At 68.4% G+C, this 20,886-nt stretch carries 11 protein-coding genes and 4 pseudogenes; 5 read left to right on the forward strand and 10 right to left on the reverse strand.

Annotated elements, in window-relative coordinates; translation table 11 throughout:
- Positions 1-227: 227 nt before the first annotated feature.
- The 4 genes and pseudogenes from ACQEVZ_RS39080 to ACQEVZ_RS39095 form a co-directional block, all read right to left on the reverse strand.
- Positions 228-791: pseudogene (locus tag ACQEVZ_RS39080) on the reverse strand (transposase); the annotation flags it as partial.
- A 52-nt stretch (positions 792-843) separates the two neighbouring features.
- A complete protein-coding gene (locus ACQEVZ_RS39085) occupies positions 844-5,058 on the reverse strand; it encodes a hypothetical protein (RefSeq protein WP_433376017.1) in 4,215 nt (1,404 codons plus the stop codon).
- Between the two features lie 14 nt (positions 5,059-5,072).
- Complete coding sequence (locus tag ACQEVZ_RS39090; RefSeq protein WP_433376020.1) at positions 5,073-7,709, reverse strand: hypothetical protein; 2,637 nt, start codon at positions 7,707-7,709, stop codon at positions 5,073-5,075.
- A 402-nt stretch (positions 7,710-8,111) separates the two neighbouring features.
- A complete protein-coding gene (locus ACQEVZ_RS39095; RefSeq protein ID WP_433376023.1) occupies positions 8,112-9,428 on the reverse strand; it encodes an ISL3 family transposase in 1,317 nt (438 codons plus the stop codon).
- A 232-nt stretch (positions 9,429-9,660) separates the two neighbouring features.
- Between ACQEVZ_RS39095 and ACQEVZ_RS39100 the strand changes: the two are divergent.
- From ACQEVZ_RS39100 to ACQEVZ_RS39110, 3 genes and pseudogenes are all read left to right on the forward strand, one after another.
- A pseudogene (locus tag ACQEVZ_RS39100) lies at positions 9,661-10,362 on the forward strand (IS256 family transposase); the annotation flags it as partial.
- A 71-nt stretch (positions 10,363-10,433) separates the two neighbouring features.
- Positions 10,434-10,664, forward strand: a complete 231-nt coding sequence (locus ACQEVZ_RS39105) for a hypothetical protein (RefSeq protein WP_433376026.1) — start codon at positions 10,434-10,436, stop codon at positions 10,662-10,664.
- Positions 10,665-10,791: 127 nt separating this feature from the next.
- A pseudogene (locus tag ACQEVZ_RS39110) lies at positions 10,792-11,388 on the forward strand (IS1634 family transposase); the annotation flags it as partial.
- A 49-nt stretch (positions 11,389-11,437) separates the two neighbouring features.
- Here the strand turns inward: ACQEVZ_RS39110 and ACQEVZ_RS39115 are convergent.
- The 3 genes from ACQEVZ_RS39115 to ACQEVZ_RS39125 all read right to left on the reverse strand — a co-directional run bounded on the left by ACQEVZ_RS39115 (position 11,438) and on the right by ACQEVZ_RS39125 (position 14,740).
- Positions 11,438-11,752, reverse strand: coding sequence for a hypothetical protein (locus ACQEVZ_RS39115; RefSeq protein ID WP_433376029.1), 315 nt, complete (start codon positions 11,750-11,752; stop codon positions 11,438-11,440).
- Entirely contained in the window at positions 11,749-13,551 is a 1,803-nt protein-coding gene (locus ACQEVZ_RS39120; protein ID WP_433376032.1) for a tyrosine-type recombinase/integrase, read from the reverse strand. The genes ACQEVZ_RS39115 and ACQEVZ_RS39120 overlap by 4 nt, the downstream gene beginning before the upstream one ends.
- A gap of 109 nt (positions 13,552-13,660) precedes the next feature.
- The gene (locus ACQEVZ_RS39125) at positions 13,661-14,740 is read right to left on the reverse strand and encodes a tyrosine-type recombinase/integrase (RefSeq protein WP_433376035.1); all 1,080 of its coding nucleotides are present in this window, start codon (positions 14,738-14,740) and stop codon (positions 13,661-13,663) included.
- Positions 14,741-14,838: 98 nt separating this feature from the next.
- Between ACQEVZ_RS39125 and ACQEVZ_RS39130 the strand changes: the two are divergent.
- A pseudogene (locus ACQEVZ_RS39130) lies at positions 14,839-15,957 on the forward strand (IS1634 family transposase); the annotation flags it as partial.
- A gap of 216 nt (positions 15,958-16,173) precedes the next feature.
- On the opposite strand, the gene ACQEVZ_RS39135 reads toward ACQEVZ_RS39130, so the two are convergent.
- The 3 genes from ACQEVZ_RS39135 to ACQEVZ_RS39145 all read right to left on the reverse strand — a co-directional run bounded on the left by ACQEVZ_RS39135 (position 16,174) and on the right by ACQEVZ_RS39145 (position 20,056).
- Positions 16,174-17,202, reverse strand: a complete 1,029-nt coding sequence (locus ACQEVZ_RS39135) for a TniB family NTP-binding protein (RefSeq protein ID WP_433376038.1) — start codon at positions 17,200-17,202, stop codon at positions 16,174-16,176.
- Positions 17,193-19,205 (reverse strand): integrase, encoded by a 2,013-nt coding sequence (locus ACQEVZ_RS39140; RefSeq protein WP_433376041.1) that lies wholly within the window; start codon positions 19,203-19,205, stop codon positions 17,193-17,195. Before ACQEVZ_RS39140 ends, ACQEVZ_RS39135 begins: the two co-directional genes overlap by 10 nt.
- A gap of 65 nt (positions 19,206-19,270) precedes the next feature.
- Positions 19,271-20,056, reverse strand: coding sequence for a TnsA-like heteromeric transposase endonuclease subunit (locus ACQEVZ_RS39145; protein ID WP_433376044.1), 786 nt, complete (start codon positions 20,054-20,056; stop codon positions 19,271-19,273).
- 123 nt (positions 20,057-20,179) lie between these two features.
- Here ACQEVZ_RS39145 and ACQEVZ_RS39150 point away from each other — a divergent pair, with 123 nt between their 5' ends.
- Positions 20,180-20,833 (forward strand): hypothetical protein, encoded by a 654-nt coding sequence (locus ACQEVZ_RS39150; RefSeq protein ID WP_433376047.1) that lies wholly within the window; start codon positions 20,180-20,182, stop codon positions 20,831-20,833.
- Positions 20,834-20,886 lie beyond the last annotated feature (53 nt).

A 20,886-nucleotide genomic window follows, 5' to 3' on the forward strand; every position in this document is an offset into this window, starting at 1 on the left:
TCAGCGGTGAACGACCGCCGCTTCGGCTGCTGCGACCGAGGGCCCATCGCCCCATCATCGGTCACGCCGACCCTCAGGTCGGCACGGGTCATCGTCAACGTAGATCATCCTGCACTCGCCCTGCTCAGACCATGTATCAAACCAGGTGTCTCAACTCAGCCTGACAGAGAGGGGATCCTCAACACGGACAGAACACCTCAAGCCGGAACAACGCCGGGGCCGTGCGGGTAGACCGGGTCCAGGGGCCGGTTCTGCCACTCCGTCATCCCCTCCACGACCTTGCCGGTGATCGTGGAGATCGTCTGCCGGGACACATCCGCGCCGTACACCTCGGCCAGGTGCGCGGCGATCTCCCCAGTCGTCAATCCCTTGGCCGACAACGAGATCACCATGTCCTCGACCCCGGTCAACCTACGTTGCCGCTTCCGCACGATCTGCGGCTCGAAACTGCCGTCCCGATCGCGTGGCACCGCGAGCTCGACCGGACCGACCTCGGTCAGGACCGTCTTGCCCCGCACACCGTTGCGGGAGTTCCCGCCGTTCTTCCCGGCCGGGTCGCCCTTGTCATAACCGAGATGATCGGTGATCTCACCCTCGAGCGCGGACTCGATCACCCGTTTGGTCAGCTGCTGCAGCAGACCGCCCTCGCCGGTCAGCTGCAGCCCGGCCGTCCGGGCCTGCTCCACCAACTGGGCGACGAGCTGCGCGTCGACACCGTTCACGTCCGGCCGGGCCGGCTTCCGCTTCGCCACCGAGCCAGTATCGGCCTCAGCGATCAACACATCCGTCATCAGGTGCTGCTCCTTGATCAGGAGTTACACCGTTCGTTTTACAGACCCGCGGTCAACATTTGACTACGAGTTTTGCGAGTTGCTGGATGGTGTTGATGAGGTCTGTGCCGGCTGGTCCGAGTTCGTTGTTGATGAGGTTGAGGATTCTGTGCCGGTCGGTCAGCCATTCATCGCGGCGGTTGGCGTCGATGCAGCGTATTGCGTTGCGTTCGGTGTCGGTGAGTGTCAGTGTGTTTCCGCTCAGTGTGATTTCCATTGCGATCTGTAGTGCGGTTTCGCTGTTGCTTGTGTTTGTGTCCGTTGTCCGTGCTGATCTGATCAGTTCGGCGAGGAGGTTGCGCCGATCGGCGATGATGAAGAGGTCCATTTTGCGGTGCTGGTCGGGCGGTTCGTTGTCGTGTTGGGTGTTGCGGAGCAGTAGCTGCTGCCGGTTGGCTGGGTCTGGTGTTTGCAGGTAGTTGAAGGCCAGGTCGGCGTGTTCGGCACGGGCTAGGTCCAGTACTGCTTGGAAGATCTTCGGGCGGTGGTCGTTGGGTGACCGGGTGGTGATCTCGCGTATCTGCCGTGGTGCGTCGTCCTGGTGTAGCACCTGGTGGTGTGTGGTGTGTATCTGCTGTGCGTGGGACCAGTCGGTGGCTGACAGGAACTCGGCCAGTTCTGGTGATGGTCGGTCCGGGATCGGCATGGGCTGGGACAGGTTGTGGGCGTGTTCGAGTGCCTGCCGCAGCTGCGCTTCGGTAAAGGTCTCGGTGACGGTCTCGGTGAGGTGGTCTGCTGGTTGGTCTGCTGGTTGGTCTGCTGGTTGGTCTGGTCCCTGTATGTGCCATTCGTGTCCGAGTCCTCTTGGTCTCGGGTACACGATCGCGACCTGCTGTTGTTGCAGTGCGTGTGCCACTGCTGGGTTCTCGCCCTGGGGGACGAGCACGACCGGTGCCTGGCCGCGCCACCGGAGCCATTCGACTGCAGCGATCAGGTCCAGCAGCGCAGCCGGGTCGTTCAAGGCGAGTACTGGGAACGGTAGCGTTGCAGCCGCATCGCGCAACGCGATCCGGCTCGGGCTGTTGCGTCCGTTGTCTGCGCTGATCAGCGTGAGACCCCGGTCGGCGGCGATGGGGCCGGCGATGCGGTTGGTGGTGGGGTTGGTGGTGGGGTTGGTGGGCGTCAGGGTCCCGTCGACGGTGGGGACGACGATCGGGGCGATGGTGGTGGGGACGGGCGGTGGGCCGGCCGTGGCGGTGGTGGTGGTGGTGGTGGTGGGGACGGGCGGTGGGCCGGCCGTGGCGGCGGTGGTGGTGGTGGTGGTGGGGACGGGCGGTGGGCCGGCCGTGGCGGCGGTGGTGGTGGTGGTGGGGACGGGCGGTGGGCCGGCCGTGGCGGCGGTGGTGGTGGCGGCGGTGGTGGTGGGGATGGTGGTGGGGATGGTTCGGCGACGTTTGGCAGGCTTTGGCGAACTGGTGGAAGCTGCGGTGATGACCTGGCCGGGTGCGTCGATCCGCTTGCGGGCCCAGTTGTGGTCGGACTCGGGGAGCCTGTCGGCCCAGTCCCGTACCTTCTGCCGGTCCTCGTCGGTCCAGGCACCGCCGGGTGGCAGCACCGCCGTGCGGAGTCGACGGTTCCCGTCACGGGCGGCTTCCTTGACCATCCCCTGGGCCTGCAACGCCCCCAGGTATCCGCGAGCGGCGGACGCCGAGTTGATGTTGAGCGGGCCCAGGTCCCCGGCGATGATGTCGTCGACGCTGACCGCTTCCGGCTTGGTGAGCAGGGCTGCCCACAACCGCAGCGCGGTCGCGGCATTCACCCCGCGGGTTTTCTGCAGTGCTGTATCGATGGTGGTGGGGACGGGCGGTGGGTCGGCCGTGGTGGTGTTGTTGTTGATCCACTGCAGGGCCTGGCTGCGGTCGGGCTCGGGGAGCCTGTCGGCCCAGTCCCGTACCTTCCGCCGGTCCTCGTCGGTCCAGGCACCGCCGGGTGGCAGCACCGCCGTGTGGAGTCGACGGTTCCCGTCACGGGCGGCTTCCTTGACCATCCCCTGGGCCTGCAACGCCTGCAGGTATCCGCGAGCGGCGGACGTCGAGTTGATGTTGAGCGGGCCCAGGTCCCCGGCGATGATGTCGGCGCTGACCGCTTCCGGCGTGGTGAGCAGGGCTGCCCACAACCGCAGCGCGGTCGCGGCATCCACCCCGGGGGTTTTCTGCAGTGCTGTATCGATGGTGGTGGGGACGGGCGGTGGGTCGGTGGTGGTGGTGGTGGTGATGACCTGGCCGGGTGCGTCGATCCGCCGGCGGGCCCAGTACTGGTCGGACTCGGGGAGCTTGTCGGCCCAGTCCCGTATCTTCCGCCGGTCCTCGTCGGTCCAGTCACCGCCGGGTGGCAGCACCGCCGTGTGGAGTTGACGGTGCCCGTCACGGGCGGCTTCCTTGACCATCCCCTGGGCCTGCAACGCCCGCAGGTATCTGCTAGCGGCGGGCGCCGTGTTGATGTTGAGCGGGCCCAGTTTCCCGTCGATGATGTGGTCGGTGCTGACCGCTTGCGGCGTGGTGAGCAGGGCTGCCCACAACCGCAGCGCGGTCGCGGCATTCACCCCGCGGGTTTTCTGCAGTGCTGTATTGATGGTGGTGGGGACGGGCGGTGGGTCGGCTTCGGTGGTGGTGGGGATGGTTCGGCGACGTTTGGCAGGCTTTGGCGAACTGGTGGAAGCTTCGGCGGTGGTGGCGGCGGTGATGACCTGGCCGGGCGCGTCGATCCGCTTGCGGGCCCAGTTGTGGTCGGACTCGGGGAGCCTGTCGGCCCAGTCCCGTACCTTCCGCCGGTCCTCGTCGGTCCAGTCACCGCCGGGTGGCAGCACCGCCGTGTGGAGTCGACGGCGCCCGTCACGGGCGGCTTCCTTGACCATCCCCTGGGCCTGCAACGCCCACAGGTAGCTGCGAGCGGTGGACGTCGAGTTGATGTTGAGCGGGCCCAGGTCCCCGGCGATGATGCTGTCGACGCTGACCGCTTCCGGCTTGGTAAGCAGGGCTGCCCACAACCGCAGCGCGGTCGCGGCATTCACCTCGGGGGTTTTCTGCAGTGCTGTATCGATGGTGGTGGGGACGGGCGGTGGGTCGGCTTCGGTGGTGGTGGTGGTGATGACTTTGCCGGGTGCGTCGATCCGCTGCAGGGCCCAGTCCTGGTCGGGCTCGGGGAGCTTGTCGGCCCAGTCCCGTATCTTCCGCCGGTCCTCGTCGGTCCAGGCACCGCCGGGTGGCAGCACCGCCGTGCGGAGTCGACGGTTCCCGTCACGGGCGGCTTCCTTGACCATCCCCTGGGCCTGCAACGCCCCCAGGTACCTGCTAGCGGCGGACGCCGTGTTGATGTTGAGCGGGCCCAGGTCCCCGGCGGCGATGCGGTCAGCGCTGACCGCTTGCGGCGTGGTGAGCAGGGCTGCCCACAACCGCAGCGCGGTCGCGGCATCCACCTCGGGGGTTTCGGTCAGTGCTGTATTGATGGTGGTGGGGACGGGCGGTGGGTCGGCTTCGGTGGTGGTGGTGATGACCTGGCCGGGTGCGTCGATCCGCTTGCGGGCCCAGTCCTGGTCGGGCTCGGGGAGCTTGTCGGCCCAGTCCCGTATCTTCCGCCGGTCCTCGTCGGTCCAGGCACCGCCGGGTGGCAGCACCGCCGTGCGGAGTCGACGGTGCCCGTCACGGGCGGCTTCCTTGACCATCCCCTGGGCCTGCAACGCCCACAGGTATCTGCTAGCGGCGGACGTCGAGTTGATGTTGAGCGGGCCCAGGTCCCCGGCGATGATGTCGTCGGTGCTGACCGCTTCCGGCTTGGTGAGCAGGGCTGCCCACAACCGCAGCGCGGTCGCGGCAACCACCTCGGGGGTTTCGGTCAGTGCTGTATCGATGGTGGTGGGGACGGGCGGTGGGTCGGCTGCGGTGGTGGTGGTGGTGGTGATGATGACCTGGCCGGGTGCGTCGATCCGCTTGCGGGCCCAGTTGTGGTCGGACTCGGGGAGCCTGTCGGCCCAGTCCCGTACCTTCCGCCGGTCCTCGTCGGTCCAGGCACCGCCGGGTGGCAGCACCGCCGTGCGGAATTGACGGTTCCCGGCACGGGCGGCTTCCTTGACCATCCCCTGGGCCTGCAACGCCCACAGGTAGCTGCTAGCGGCGGACGCCGAGTTGATGTTGAGCGGGCCCAGGTCCCCGGCGATGATGTCGTCGACGCTGACCGCTTGCGGCGTGGTGAGCAGGGCTGCCCACAACCGCAGCGCGGTCGCGGCCGCCACCCCCGGGGTTTCGGTCAGTGCCGTTTTGATGGTGGTGGGGACGGGCGGTGGGTCGGCTGTGGTGGTGGGGGGGATCCGCTGTTGGGCGGTGGTACGGCCGGGGTCGGGGAGTTGGCCGGTCCAGTGTTGGATCTGTTGGTGTTCGCTGGTTTGCCATGTGCGGGGCAGGCCGGGCCGGTAGCGCACGCCGCCGGCGGAGTGGGATACCTGTCGGGCCAGGCCTGCCAACCGCAGCAGTTTGAGGTGCTGGTATGTCCGAGCCACCCGGGCCGGGTCGGGGATTCCCCGCTTCCGGCTGGGTCCTCGGACGCGACGATGCCGGTGACGTCGGTGGGTGAGAAGTTCCCGGGGGTGGTGAACATGTGTGTCCACAACCGTGCCGCGGTCTCGACCGACGTGCGCTGAACCGGGTCGGCGGTGCCGCGTTCCAGCGTGTGGATCGCGGTGAGAGCAGTCACCACGAGCAGGGGCGGATCACTGACCGTGGGACTGGCTGGGCTGGCCGGTGGCAGCGCGTCAGGCATGTCGGTGTCACTGCCGCTGCCGGTGTCGCTGTGGGTGTGGGTGTGGGTGGGGACGGTCGGCCGGCGTGGATGGATGGGGTCGCCGCCCGGCTCGAACGGTTGGCTGGTCAGCGGTTGGCTGGTCGGGGCCGGCAGGTGGGGTCCGGCGTGCGGCGTGGTGGGGGTGTCGCTTATGTCGCGGTCGTGGAGGGGGGCCAGGAGGGTGCTGAGTTGTTCGACGTAGTCGAGGGCTTCGTCGACAGTGGCGTTCTGACCGAGGGCATACCGCATTTCGAGGATGGCCAGGTGATGCCCGCCGGCGCGGTCGGTTACGGGGAAGTACGTGTGGACGAGGAGCCTGTCCTGGTGGATGGGTTTGGTGCCGGCCCCCAGCGCGGCTCGGAGGTACTGGTACGGCGTGAAGTCGTATCCGTACGGTCGCTGGCGGAAGATGGTGTCCACATCGTTGCGGGCGACACGGCCGACGAAGGTTGCGTTGTGGTTGTTGAAGTGTGCCGCGAAGCGGTCGATCAGGTCTGCCACATGCTCTTTGAGCATGCCGGCCAGGCCGTCGGGCAGGGCCGCGCGGATGCCCGACATCGAGGTACGGGACATCAGCAGCGTGTATCTCTTGGGATTGCCGGCCTTGTCGTCATCGTCGAAGACGTGCAGGAAGGCCGCGATCTGGGTGTAGAGCAGCGCCAGGAACCCGGACAGGACCTCAGCCGAGCCCGGGTCTTCGGGCAGCAGCCGACCGGCCTCGTGCCGTGCGTAGTCCAACGCGTCAACCGTGTGCTGCATGGCGGCGGTGATCTCAAAGAACGCCGGCACCGTCCGGGCCCGCTCAAGCGCAAGACGGAGAAATTCGGCGAGCCGGGTGACCGGCACACCCACGCTGTAGTCCACGTCGATGCTCGGTTCGTCGGGATCGGGAACCACCAACGTCCCAGCCAACCTGGGCTCCAGCGCCAACCCGCGACCTTCGGCGATGACCTCCTCGGTGAGCCTGTCGAGACGCTGGCCGTCCACCGGGACGGCCAGCAACGCCGCCGCCCACCGCCGCACCTCCCCGAACACCTCAACCCGGGCAGGCCGGCCCGGCCGGTCCCCGAACAACCCAACCGGAACCGTGACAATCTCCGGCACGTCACGATACAGACCGTCCATCACCAGTTCGGTGAACTTCCCCGTACCCAGCAACAGACCACCACCCGACCGCTTCGGACGAGCCAGCTTCAACCGCGGCAACTCCAACTCCACACCCACCGCCGCGAACCCCAACGAACCACCACCGTCAATATCAGGCCGACCCGGCGGCGTCACCGGCCGCCCGAAACGACCCTCGACAGCCTCAACAACATCAACAGAATCGGCCGCCCACACCACCTCCACCCGCTCCACCCGCCCCGACGACCCCTGCACCGAACCCTGAACAGACCGCCGACGTTTCACCCCCCGACCGCGCCCCCCACGCCCGACGGTGCCCCCACCGGCAACAACGCGAGTGGCGGCGTCAGCGGCGGCGTGAGTAGCGGCGTGAGTAGCGGCGTGAGTAGCGGCGTGGAAGGCGTGGTCGGACCCGTCGCCCGCGCCGAACGTGTTGGCCGGCGAGACCAGCGCGTGGCCTGCCAACCGCTGGTCCGTGGCGAACTGGTCGAGCACAGGCTGCCCCAACGAGCCGGTCCCCAACAAGCCGGTCCCCAACGACAGATCGGCAGCGCCGCTTCCCGCAACATACCCACGAGGCCACAACCACACCGACACCGCAGACCGCCGCGACACCGGCCGACCACCAGCATCCCGATACTCCAACCGGCCGCTGTCATCACCAACATCCACACCAACCGGCAACCCAACCGGCAACCCCACCGGCAACCCCACCGGCAACCCCACCGGCAACCCCACCGGAAACTCCACCGGAACACCCAGAACGTCAACCGCAGCAAACGCCTCAGCCGCCGACGGCAACGGCCGCACCAAACCCGCATCGATCACCAACACGGCACGCACCAACGACGACAACCCAGCCACATACGGCACCAAACCCAACTCCAGCCCAGACCCCCGCAACAAATCCCCATCCAACACCACCCGGACCACACCATCAGCCGGACGAGAACGCGCATACTCCACCACATCCTCAGCCACCTCACCCACCAACGAACGCAACCGAACCACCGTCGCCCGCCCCGCCGGCACCTGCCGCAACACCGGACACAGACCCAACCACTGCGCACCCGTCAACACCCCACCCCCAATACAACAGACCCATCCACCATCAACATAACCCCAACCCACCCAAAGGCCCTGACCCCTGACCTTGAACACGGCCACAGTCCCCCAACCAGGACTGTAAACAGCTCCTCTGGCAACCAGCGAGTGTCACAGACGGAGTGCCGCAGGCGGTAGTTGTAGAAGTCGGTGATCCAGATGGCGATCTTGATTCGTGCCTCGGTGTGGGTGCGAAACTGCCGGCGGTGCACATACTCGACCTTCATGGCGGAGAAGGTGGCCTCGGCTACGGCGTCGAAGCATGACGGCTCTTCGAAGTTAGGCGGGGTTGAGGTGTCCGCGGTGGCGGCGGGTGGTTGCGGTGCGGGTGCGTAGGCGCTGGTTTTCGGGGTTGCGGAAGCCGTAGGCGTCGCGGGCGACGGTTTTGATGACGCGGTTGGTGCCTTCGGAGCCGGCGTTGGTGATGCCGGTGGTGAGGAAGGCGAGGATCTGTGGCCACCAGGTCTCGACGGTGGTGGCGAGCCGGTGGAGTTCGGGCAGGTCGGAGGCGGCGCAGCGGGCGTAGAAGCGGTGCAGCAGCCGGTGGACGTGTTCTCGGTCCGGGTGGGTGCGGGCGGTCGCGAGCAGGTCGAGCAGGTCTTCCTTCGCGTTCCATGCGGTGAGGATCGGGGTGCCGATCTTGGTGGGTAGGGCGTCGAGGGTGTCGGCGAGGCGGTCGACGTGCTTGCCGGACATGCGGGCTGCGGACCGGGTCAGCCGGTTGCGGATGCGCCATTCCGGGTCGCTGCCGCGGCCGCGACGCCCACGCTGGGTCAGGGTGGTCCGGCGGCGGACCTCGGTGACGGCCCGGTTGGCCAGTTGCACGATGTGGAAGTGGTCGACGACCAGCAGCGCGTGTGGCAGGGCCTGGCGGACGGCGGCCTTGAACACTGTGCACATGTCGATCGCGACGGCTTGGACGTGTTCGCGCCAGGCCGGTGGGCGGCCGGTGAGCCATCCGGTGACCGCTGCGACGGTGCGGCCTTCGACCTGGGCGAGCAGGCCCTGGCCGCCGGTCAGGTCCACGAAGCCGACGTGCCATCGGTCGGCGGTGACGGTCCAGGAGGCGGCCCGTTCGTCCCAGATCCAGCGCGGCTTACCGCGGCGGATCTCGTCGATGCCCAGCACCGTGACCGGATCGGGCTCGGCCGGCAACACCGCGCCGGCGTGGGCGGTGAACGCGGCTGCGACGACCGGCCAGGAGAGGCCATGGTCGCGGGCGGCCTGCACGACGGTGCGTCCGGCGTCGGCGACCGCGGCCCCGGCCGCCTGCCGCAGCCGGGTCGTCAGCCGGGCCCGGGCCGGAACCTGGGTGACCTGCTCGGTGAACGTCCGCCGCCGGCATCCGGCCAGATCGCAGAACCATCGCCGTTTACGCCACCGCAGCCGGCTGGTCCTGCCTGCGACCGGCAGGTCCCTCGGCCGGGTCGTCGTCCACTGCTTGACCCGGACCGCCGGCGTCCCGCACTCGGGGCAGCAGCGTGCCTGTTCATCCGCGGTGACCAGGTGGACCACCGGTCCGCCCGCACCGTCATCCTCGACCCCGACGACAACCAGGCCCTCCAGGCCCAGCAGCCGGGTCGTATCGTTGACCATGCCCGTGGCTCTTCTGTTGTGATTTCCCTGCGTCAGCAACAGAGATGGTCACCGATGAGTCACGGGCACCCCTCACCGGGGCGCCGCCGGACAGGCAGCACGCACGCGAATCCCGCTCAACTTCGAAGAGCCAGCATGACCCGACCCGGCCCATCGACTGACACACCTTCCAGCGGGCGCGGGACTGTAAATTTAACGGTGTAACTCAGACAAAGAGGACACCGAGATGACGATGACCGCAGACGCGAATGTGCAGCCGCTGGCCGATGACGTGGGGTTGGCCGGGTTGGTCGACGATGACCTGATCGCACGGTTGGCGGGGCAGGCCCGGGCGCAGGGGGTGAGCCTGGTCGGTGAGGGTGGTCTGTTGCAGCAGCTGACGAAGCGGGTTCTGGAAGCCGCGTTGGAGGGCGAGATGGACTCGCATCTCGGCTCGGGGAAGCACGTGCGTGCGGGCCGCACGTCCTCTGGTAACGCCCGCAACGGTCGGCGGGTCAAGACCGTGCTGACCGAGGCCGGACCGGTCGAGCTCGACGTGCCACGGGACCGGGACGGGTCGTTCACGCCGCAGATCGTGCGCAAGCGGCAGCGCCGGCTGTCCGGTGTGGACGATCTGGTCCTCTCGTTGACCGCGAAAGGGCTCACCACCGGGGAGGTGTCGGCGCATCTGGCCGAGGTGTACGGCGCGGAGGTGTCGAAGGAGACGATCTCCACGATCACCGACCGGGTCCTGGACTCGATGGGTGAATGGCAGTCCCGGCCCCTCGATCGGGTGTATCCGGTGGTGTTCATCGACGCCATTCAGGTGAAGATCCGTGATGGGCAGGTCGCGAACCGGCCGATCTACGTCGCCCTCGCCGTGACGGTGGACGGGCACCGCGACATCCTGGGCATGTGGGCCGGCGGGCACGGTGACGGTGAGGGCGCCAAGTTCTCATAGTAGGTCCCAGGTCCGGGACCGCTCCTTTGGAGAGTGGGCTGATCTTTCCCCTGAAGGAGGTTGATATGGCGAGCTTCGCCGGTGGTGTCGCTCAGGCTGGCTATGTGGATCGCATCCGTGATCTGGCGCCGCAGCGCTGTCTGGTGGTCCCGGTCGACGTCGGTAAGCGCACCGCGGTGGCTCTGGTCGCTGACCACTATGGACAGATCATCGTTGCGCCGTTCGAGTTCGACCTCACCGTCTCCGGCGCTGGGAAGCCCGCGTTCCGCAGTCCGTGGGCATGTGAAGTCGCCTGACGGGGTGTAGGTGCTGGTCAGCGGGTTGATGCCGTGTGCGCGGCACGGAAAGCGTGGGCACACGAGATCAACAACTGTTCCCTTGTTGTGCCTTGTGAATGAACGGGTTCAGGGTCATCGTGTGGGCATGTATCTGCGGACGACGCAGCGCCGCAACAGCGACGGGTCCACGGTTCGGTACCTGCAACTGGCGCACAACCATCGCGTCGACGGGGTGACGCAGGCCGAGGTGCTGGTCAACTTCGGTCGCGAGGACCTGCTCGACGTGGCCGGTCTGCGCCGCCTGGTGGGTTCGATCAACCGTTATCTGGGCGAGGAGCCGGTGGACTTCGCCGGGACAGCCGGCGGTGGCCCGCTGACCGTGGTCGAGTCGCGTTCCTGCGGGTCGGTGTGGCTGCTCGACGGGCTGTGGAAGGCCCTCGGCATCGACAAGGCCCTGGGTGAGGTCCTCGACGGGCGCCGGTTCCGCACGCAGGTCGAACGCGTGCTGTTCGCGCTGGTGGCCAACCGCGCGGTGGCGCCGGCGTCGAAGCTGGCCGCGGCGGAGTGGGCATCGTATGACGTCGCCGTCCCCGGACTGTCCATGATGGACGCCGATCAGGCGTATCGGGCGATGGACCTGCTCATCGACGCTGACGCCGGCGCGCACGCGACCGTGCAGGAGACGGTGTTCTTCGCCGTGGCCGACCTGCTCAACCTGGAAGTCGACGTGCTGTTCTTCGATTATCCGGCTAATCGACGGTCGGCTTTGGCTTTGGCGGCGTAGGCGCGAGCTATCTGCTTGTGCGTTGGCCTTCGCGTTTGATGGCGCGGAGGTCTTCTTCGTGTCGGCGGACCTTGGCGGCGACGGCTTCGAGGGTCTGCCGGAGCTGGTCGAGTTGGGTGGCCAGGCTGGTGACGGAGAGGGTCTGATGGTCGGGGCGGCGGTGGGTCTCGACGATCTCGCGCAAGTCGCGGCGTCGGTAGAGGGTGGCCCGGCTGATCCCGGTCTGCTCGGCGACGGCGGGGAAGGTGACCCGGCCGTGCCGGGCGAGGTCGGTGCAGGCGGCGCGGACCTGGGCGGACAGGTCGTCGGTCTGGGCGTTCATGCGGGCTCCGTGTTGGCCAGGTGGGCGTCGAGGCGGTCGAGCAACCGCCGGTGGCGGGCGGCTTCTTCGCCCCAGCCGCGGGCCTCGGCATCGGCGGCGAGGATTTCGACGTCGGCGCGCTGGGTGGCCAGTATGGTGCGGAACGCCGCGTCGGTGCGGAAGTTCGGACAGTGTTCGCAGATGTTGGCGTAGGCGCAGGAGCCTTGTGCGGCGGTGCGCAGGCAGTAGCCGCCGGCGAGTCGGGCCTTGATCAGTGGGGTGTCCTTCCAGTCGCTGCCGCCGGTGACGTCGATGATCGGCAGGGTGGGGCGGCCGGGCAGGGCGGGACCGTGGTGGGCTTTGGCTTGGGCGAGGGCGTGCTCGTATTCGGCGCGGACGGTGGCGTCGAAGAGTTTGGCGTAGCGCAGGCTCATCGCCGCGCTGGTGTGGCCGAGCAACTGCATGAGCGCCTGCAGGGAGCAGCCGGCGTTGATCAGCGCGGTGGCCCAGGTGTGTCGCAGCTGATGCGGGGTGATCCGGTCCAGGCCGGCGGCCTGGGCGGCGCGGGCGAGCTCGGCGCGCAGCGCGTGGACCGAGACGCGTTTGCCGTGGTGGGTGAGCAGGAACTCGGTAGGTCTGCCGGTCTTCGGGTGCGGCAGTGGCCGGCCTGGGCTGCGGCTGGCGGCGATGCGGTCGACGACGGTCAGGGCGTCGTCGTCGAGTGGCACCATGCGTTCGGTGTCGAGTTTGCCCAGCGGGACCTTCAACCATGCTCCCTGTCCAGGGATCTCGTGGACGCAGTCCAGTTCGAGGTCGACCAGTTCGCCGACGCGGAGCCCGGTGGCGCGGGCCAGCAGCAGCGCGTCGGCGAGTAGCCGGTTGGGTGAGTGCTGCAGCGCCTCGCTGAGGCGCCGGTCGGCGTCGACGGGCACGTAGCGCGGCAGCGGCCGGGGGGTCTTGGGCACGTCGCGGGGAAAGACCAGTCGGCGGGGTGGGGCGTCGGGCCAGCCCCAGTCGGTGATGTCGGTCAGGAACCGGCCCAGGGTGATGACCCGGTTGCGTTGCTCTCCGACCGAGATGGGCTGTCCGCCGCGAAGCCTGCCGGCGGCGACGGCGGCCAGGTAGGTCTCGATGTGCGGTTGTCGCTCCAGCTGGGCGAGTGAGTCCAGGCCAGGGTCGATGGCGGCCAGGTGCCGGCCGAAGTGGGCCAGCCGGATCGCGATACCGTCGCATGTGGACGGTGCGTGGGTGCCGATCAGGGCGGTGGTGTAGTCACCCAGCCGGGCGGCCAGCCAGGCGGGCACACCACCGAAGTGGTGGGCGTGGCCGGTGTGGTCGCGGCGGCGCCGGTTGGGTGGGGTCACCTCGATGATGCCGAGATGGAACAGTGTCGCCCAAGCGGCGTGCAGGAAACCGCGGTCGTTGTCCCCGCCGCCGCCCCGGGCAGCGGTGTGGGCGGTGAACGCCGTACCGAGCTCGGTCAGGTCGGCCACGGTCAGTTCGTGCATGGGCCGGCCGGTCTGGATCAGCAGCCGGGCCAGCACCCGTTCGGCGGCGCGGGCGCGCACGTGGGCGGAGAACCCGAGGGCGGTAGCCGCCTCGGCGAAACCGGTCAGGTCTGCCTCCAGGCGTGTGCCGCGGGCCAGGTCAACCAGCCCGGCGAACTTCCGTGCCACCAGGTAGTCGTATCCGGGGCGCAGCAGGTCGTGCAGCAGCAGGAAGGTGATGAACGGGCGGGTGTGCGCATCGGCTGCCAGCATCTGCGCCAACGGCTGGTCGGCGAATGCCTGCGGATGCGGCCACCGGGACAGGAACCTCACCGCCGCGTCGTGGTAGCAGCGGTTACCGCGGCCCCGCCCGGCAAGCCACGCCCCAAAGCCGGCCAGTAAACGTCCACTATGGACAGCCGCGGCCGGCCGGGGCGGGCGGTCAGCCGTGGCGTTGGCGAGCGCGGGCATCGTCGAACGCGGCACGCACGTGCGCGGGTGCGAGGTGAACATACCGAGCGGAGGAGTCGATGTGGTCGTGGCCCATCAACGCCTGCACCACCGCCAGGTCGACGCCGGCCTCGGCAAGGGCAGTGCCGAACGTATGGCGTAACGCGTGCGGATGGCCGGCCGGCACGCCAGCGCGGTCGCGGTGGTAGCGGAACACCGCCCGCAGCCCCTCCGCGGACAGCGACCGGCCCCGGTGCGAGCCCTTCGCCACCACGAACAGCGCGGTCACCTCGGTGTCGGGCCGTTCTGCCAGCAGGTAGGTCTGCACCCAGCCGGCCACCTCGGCGTCGACGGGCACCCGGCGTTCCTTGTCGCCCTTGCCGATCACCCGCACCCAGCCGCGGGGGATGTCCACATCGGCGACGGCCAGGCCAAGGACCTCCGCCGAACGCAGGCCCGAGAACAGCATCAGCCCCGCGATCGACCGGTCCCGCCAGGTGCGGAAACTGTCCAGCAGCGCGGCCACCTCGCCACGGTCCAGGCCACGCGGCAACCGCCGCGGCTGGCGCACCCGCAACCTCGATGCCGGCCGGGCCCGGGCCAGATGCCCCAACATCCCGCCGCGTTCACCGCGTGCGGTGGCCCGCCGTTGCGGCCCGCGCGGCACCGGGTTGACCGCTGCCGGGTCACGCATCGCTGTGAACTCGAACAGGCCCGAGACCGCCGCCAGCCGCCGGTTGACCGTCGCCGCCGCGTAGCCGACGTTGCGCCCGTCGCCGATTGAGTACACGTTGCCGCCCGGCCGACCCCGATACGTCGCGGTCCGGCAGAACGCCAGATACCGCAGCAGCACCGGCGTGTCCACCTCGGCCAGCTCCACATCCTCAGCCATCAGCCACCGGCACCACGCCAACAGGTCGAACGCGTACGCACGCACCGTGCGCGGCGAGTACCGCCGATCGACCAGATAGCCCAGATACTCGTTGACCAGCCCGAACCCGGACGCGGCCGGACCGACCAGCGTCCAGCCGCCGGCGTGTTCCTCGACCCGCAGGCCGCCCTCGTCACTCATGGGACATGTCTCGCAGCCAGACCATCTCCGACGCAAGAACCACAACTATCGTGGGCGTGTCGCCTTCCGTTCCAATCACCGATTAGCCGGTTAAGAGGGATACCACCAGCACGTACTTCGAACTCGACGACGAGGACGGCGCCGATGGCGGCGCTGTGTCCACGCTGCGCCGGTTCGGTAAGAGCAAGGACCACCGGCCCGATCTGCCGCAGGTCGTCATCGGCCTGGCCGTCACCCGTGAGGGCATCCCGGTGCGCTGCTGGGTATGGCCGGGCAACACCACCGACGCGACGGTGATCCCGCAGGTCAAGGACGATCTGCGTGGGTGGCGGCTGGGCCGGGTGGTCACCGTGGTCGACCGGGGGTTCTCCTCGGATGCCAACCTGGCCTACCTGGCCCGGGCCGGTGGCGGGTGGATCGCCGGGGAACGGATGCGTGACGGCAGCGCCGACGCCGCCGCGGCCCTCGCCCGGCAGGGCCGCTACCAGGTCGTGCGGGACAATCTGCGGGTCAAGGAGGTCACCGTGGACGCGACACCGGGCAAGCGGTGGATCATCTGCCACAACCCGGTCGAGGCCGAACGCGACCAGGCCACCCGCGAGCGTCACCTGACCCGCATCGACGCTGAACTGGCCCGCATCGCCTCCGCCCGCGCGAAAGCGCAGGCGAAGGCCGCCAAGGCAGGCCGGATCGCCGCCGACGATGCGCACCAGCGGGCCGAGTGCGCCCTGCGCGATCATCCGACCCTGGGCCGCTACCTGCGTCAACAGGCCAACGGCCGACTCGTCGTCAACCGGGCCAAGGTCGCCGAGGAAGCCAAACTCGACGGCAAGTACCTGCTGTCCACCAACGACCCCCACCTGTCCGCCGAGGACGTGGCGCTGGGCTACAAGAACCTCCTCGAGGCGGAACGCAGCTTCCGCGACATGAAGCAGGTCATCGAGCTGCGACCCGTCTACCACCGCCTCGACCAGCGCATCCAGGCCCATGTCCTGCTCTGCTGGCTGGCGCTGCTGCTCGTGCGGGTCGCCGAACGGCGCACCGGACAGACCTGGAACCACATCAACACCCAGCTGTCACGGGTGCACCAGGTCCTGCTGCAGAGCCCCGACGGCCACATCGTTCAAACGACATCGCTCAATGCATCACAGCAGGCATTGTTCACCGCCGTCGGCGTGCCCAAACCACCGCGAATCACCGCGATCCACCCCGCCTGACCAGGTCAACGCGTAGGCACACGACCACCCGGCCCCACCACGCCCATTTCCGCAGCCCAAACCCACAATTCACCATGATCGTCTGCCCACCAACTGCGGAACGCGAGAGGTGGTTGGCTCGGGCCAGCCGCCGGATGTAGGACTCGACGGTCTCGCCGGCGATGGGGCGAGGTCGGATGGGGAGCTGACGGAGGTGCTCCGGGGCGTGTTCGCCGCTCACGCGCTGCGTCTCGCCGACCGTTCGGGCGTGCCGTGTTGCGCGCTGTGATCGAGTTCGACGGCGTCGAGGAAACCTTTGGTGATCTTCTCGGTGCCGGTGAGGATCGCCTCGATCGCCGCGCCGCGGACGAGATGCGACAGGCTGCCGATCATGCCGCCGGTGCGGTGGTGCAGGTAGCGGTCGAGCTTGGTCAAGGCGCCGGGTCGGTGTGCCCGCAGCCGCAGGGAGCCCTCGAGGGTGGCGATGAGTCCTTTCCACTCGTCGTGGTAGGGAAACGCGGTGGTGGTGATGAGGCCGAACCGTCCGGCGATCTGTTGCCCGCGGGTGCCGCTGAAGAGTCCTTCGCGTTCGACGTTGATCCCGGCGTAGCAGAAGGTCGCGGGGATCCGTTCGGAGAAGTACTTCAGCGTGTCGGAGACCTCGGCGCCGTTGCGGGTCGCCAGCGACAGGTTGTGAATTTCGTCGACACATACGACGCTGGTGCGTGCGTCGGTCATGACGCCGCAGACGGCTTCGATGACGTCGGTGATGTTCGCTCTGGTGGTGACCGGCAGGCCGAGGAACCGGGCGAACTCGACGGCCAGCATTCGCGGCGTCGCGGCGGGCGGGACGGTGACGTAGACGACCGGGATGCGATCGTCGAGGCCGGGATGACGGGATTTGTCGATGGTCTCGTGAGTCTTGCCGAGTTGGGTGAGTGCGGTGGTCTTGCCGGTCCCGGCGGGCCCGGACAGGATCAGGCCACGGCGGGCGCTGACCGCATGCCGGTTGAGCAGCGTCAACCGTCGGCCTGCGTTGATGACCTGCCGTAGCGCGGACGTCGCGACCACCGCCAGCCTGGTGTGATAGTCCAACCGGGTCTCGTCATCGCCGGTGTCGTCGGGACGGGGATCTGGTGGGAGCGGCGCATCGGTGATGAAGTGCCGCCAGCCCTCGACCGTGGTCAGGTGACGGTGCCGGTCGTCGATGAGGTTCCGCCGCCATGCTGCTGTTTGGTTGAGCTGTTCGCTGCCGGTCACCACCATGTCTTGGCTTCCTCCCGCGCGTCGAAGATGCCCAGCGGGATGACGTTGTCCACCGGCTGTTCCTCGTCGAGATCCATGCTCTGATCAGCCGGGGCATGCTCAGCCACGGGGCGTGACTCGGCGGGCAGCGCCGGTCCGGCTGCGCGGGTCCGGGCGGCGACCCTCCGGTCACGGCCGGACGCTTTGGGCTCGGCAACCGATCGTCGGGTCTGCGGTATCGGGCCGTGGTGGGCGCGGTCGAGCAGATCGGCTGCGGCCTGAGCGACTTCGTCCTCGGTCGGGTCCGTGCCGCGGGCGCGGAGCCCGGCCAAGACATGGTTCCAGGCCAGTTCCCCGAACGGCATCGGCATGCTGTGCAGGTGTTTCCAGAACAGCGTGATCCACCCGCCGTCGAGATGGTTGCGGACCCAGACCCGGGAGACGTCGTAGGGGTCACGGTGGACCTCCCACAGATGCTTCTTGTCCACCACCCCCGACGGCTGACGGCGGAACGGATTGAGGTCTTCGCTGTCGTAGCTGCGGTGGCCGATCTTCACGCCGTAGGCGTTGATCGCCCGCCAGGTCGCCGGGAGCAGTTCGATGTAGTCCTCGGCCCGCAACGCGACCGCGATGTAACCGGCCGCTTGCACCAGCGAGGCGTACTTCTCGTTCGGCGTGAACGTCCGCCCCGGGCTCACCGGGTCACGCAACCCATCGTGCGGACGGTTCTGCCAGCAGGCCACAATCCATTCGTCGAGCAGGTTCTGCAGTTCCAGCATCGACCACAGCGGTTCGGCCTCGACCCCTCGGCCCCGCCGCTCGACGCAGGAACCCAGATAGCCGGACACATACTGGCAGAACAAGGTCCCGACGGACGACATCATCTTCTCGATGTGCGGCTTCTCCGCGGGCGAGCCAGGGTGTGCCGGCTGAAAATCGATGCCCAGCAAGGCGCAGGAGACCCGGAAGTTGTGGGAGACAAACACGCTGCCCTGATCGCAGACGATCGTCTCGGGGATGATGACCGGCCGGGCCGCGGCATGTTCCAAACGCTCATCGACCGTCAGCATGTGCCGGTGCGGCAGCACCGACCGCGACATTCGCAGAGCGTCGGCCCAGCCGGGACGCATCGGCTCCGGGGTGACCGTGCGGGCCAGCAGGAGAGAAGCGTCCACCGACTTTGTGGTCGGCCGGAGCACCGCCGCGGTCACCGTCCGCGTCGCGACGTCGATCATCCCAGTCAGTTCGACCCGCCCGGTAACCCCGTCGTCGAGCATCACCGCGATGTCCAACGGCGTGGAGTCAATCTGCATCAACTCGCCCGGCCGGACCGGTGAGAACACCCCGAACGGCCCGTCCGGCTTGGCCGCCTCCGCGCGCCGGGTCCGCGCCGACCCCGTAACATGCCGACCAGCTGTGACCCGAGCGAACAGCTGGTAGAACGCCGCGCGTGACGGCATCACGACCTGGTCCTTGCCGTGCTCGGCGGCCAGCACCTGCTCGACCTTCCACCGGAAATACTCGACCGTCCGCGACGACGACTCCACCGACGCGTCGATCACCTGCCGCAACGCCTCAGCAACCCGCGGATCCGTGCGCCCCGCGACAGGCCGGGCCCGGTTCGACCGGCCATCGACCAGACCTGCCAGCCCGCGGGCCTCATATCGCTGCCGCTTGCGACGCACCGTGAAAGCGCTGACCTCGTAACCACCGCCGCTCAGTTCAGCGGCCTTGGCGGCCTCGCGATCAGCGACCGTGCGGGTCTGCGGGTCGTACTCCGCTCGCGCCGCCGCCGTCTGCGGATCCCGGCCCGTGATCACCTCCAGCACGTGCCGCTCCCACCAGCGGGCCTGCGCCACGGCCGGCTCCGCAGCATCCGGCAGGAGCCCGGAAGCAAGCCCATCACCAACCCGGTCCTGGGCCGGCTCGAAGACGCCGCGCGTGCAGACGACCGCGAGATCCGGTGTGATCAGCGCACCGTGCTCATCGCTGAGCAGCACCGTCGTGCCCGCGAACCCCACCACGGTCCGGGCCACCGCATCCAGACATACCCGATCACCGATCCTCAACACCCCGGGCCGGGCCCTGCTCACCGCGCATCTCCCGCCGCGACGAGCACGCTGGCCGGACCCAGCAATGCCGAACCCAGGTCTGTGACCAGGACCTGCAGCCACATCAGGTGATAGAGCACCGGCAGCACCAGCAACGAGACACCCACCGCGGCCACGCCATCGAACAAGGCACGAGGCTCGGAAAACGCCTCGAGCAGTCCAACCGCGACCTGCGACCGGTAGCACCGGGGATGCCGATAGCCAGCAAGCCAGCGCACGTTCGCGCCGAACACCGGATCCACGGCCCCGACCCGCCGAAACGCCCACCCGACCGCGCCGCAGGCCCGCTCGGTCGCCGCGAACGCCTCCGCGTCCTTCACCTCGATCCGGTTGTCGGCGCGGACATCGACCACAAGGCCACTGCCATCGGCCAGCCGCGCAAAGAAGTCCGGAGCATGACGCCGCCGACGCCGCCCGTCATGCCAGCACAACCAAAACGGCTGCGAGGAATACCCAGCGACCTCAGGGTCGAAGTCCAACAGCATCGCGTGATCACGCTCCAGCCAGGACTCATACCCGACATGCCGACCCGAGCTGGCAGACCATCGGAAACCCGGAAAATGGCGCTGGCCACGAACTGCCGGGAACCCCCGAACCGGCGCCACGCCTTCGAACGCAGTCCCAGCCGCGACCGTCAACGGCTGCCGGGTCTCACCGTCGGGCCCCAGCCACACCACATCAAAGACAACCGCATCCATCGGACCGCGAGCATCCGGCACGCGTATGCCGCCCACGCCCGAACCATCACCGATCGATCGAGACAAGCCAAGACTACAGCGATGTAATTCACTCCAAAGGGAACAACGGATCCGCTACCACCCTCCCGCGTAGCGTGTCCTCCCTGGCGCACCACCCATGGTCTGGCATCGCTCTGCGACAATGCGCGCATGCGTCGCAGGACCGCGATCACAGCGCTTGTGGTCACCGCCATGGCGGTGGTCCTCACAGTGGTCGCGGCGGTCGACGCCGACCACAGCCGGCACGTCACGTTGCGCCCGCTCAACCACCCGTTCCTGGCCGGGTTTCTCGCCGCGGTCGTGACAATCATCGCGCTGCTCAGCCTGATGCCGGACGGCACCCCGCGACGGCTCACCCAGGCCGGTGCCGGCGCACTGGGACTGCTCGTCGGCGCCGTCGGGCTGGTGGACGCAAGCGAGGAGGAGTACAAGCCCCACACCCCGAAGGTCGTCGCCGAGGACCGCTCCCTGCAGGTCATCGCGTGGCAGATCACCGAGGTGGGCAGCGGACGCCACGTGCTGCTACGCCTGCGGACCCGCGACGGCCTGTTCAGCCGCGACGGCACAGGAGACCTGGGCTGCTTCATCGACGACGAATGGGCCGCCAAAGACGAGGAGGCGTGGACGTTCAACCGAGCCACGCTCACCCGCGGCGACACCCTGGTCGTGCACACCACCGCCGGCGAGGAGTGGCAGGTCCGCTTCAACCCGAAGACCCTGCGCCCGCTCACCCCGATGATTGACCGCTGCACCACCGCCCCGGGCTCCAACGCGAGTCCGGCGCCGACTACGACGACGAACTGAGAACCGGCAACTTCATCAAGACAGAACGACGGATCAGACCAACTTCACCAAGA

Source organism: Dactylosporangium sp. CA-152071 (assembly GCF_050936335.1).
Taxonomy (GTDB): domain Bacteria; phylum Actinomycetota; class Actinomycetes; order Mycobacteriales; family Micromonosporaceae; genus Dactylosporangium; species Dactylosporangium maewongense.

Bases quoted from the DNA above. Each gene is read 5' to 3' on its own strand.
- ACQEVZ_RS39095 (WP_433376023.1), bottom strand. From the start codon at position 9,428: ATGGTCAACGATACGACCCGGCTGCTGGGCCTGGAGGGCCTGGTTGTC.
- ACQEVZ_RS39105 (WP_433376026.1), top strand. From the start codon at position 10,434: ATGGCGAGCTTCGCCGGTGGTGTCGCTCAGGCTGGCTATGTGGATCGC.
- ACQEVZ_RS39115 (WP_433376029.1), bottom strand. From the start codon at position 11,752: ATGAACGCCCAGACCGACGACCTGTCCGCCCAGGTCCGCGCCGCCTGC.
- ACQEVZ_RS39125 (WP_433376035.1), bottom strand. From the start codon at position 14,740: ATGAGTGACGAGGGCGGCCTGCGGGTCGAGGAACACGCCGGCGGCTGG.
- ACQEVZ_RS39135 (WP_433376038.1), bottom strand. From the start codon at position 17,202: ATGGTGGTGACCGGCAGCGAACAGCTCAACCAAACAGCAGCATGGCGG.
- ACQEVZ_RS39150 (WP_433376047.1), top strand. From the start codon at position 20,180: ATGCGTCGCAGGACCGCGATCACAGCGCTTGTGGTCACCGCCATGGCG.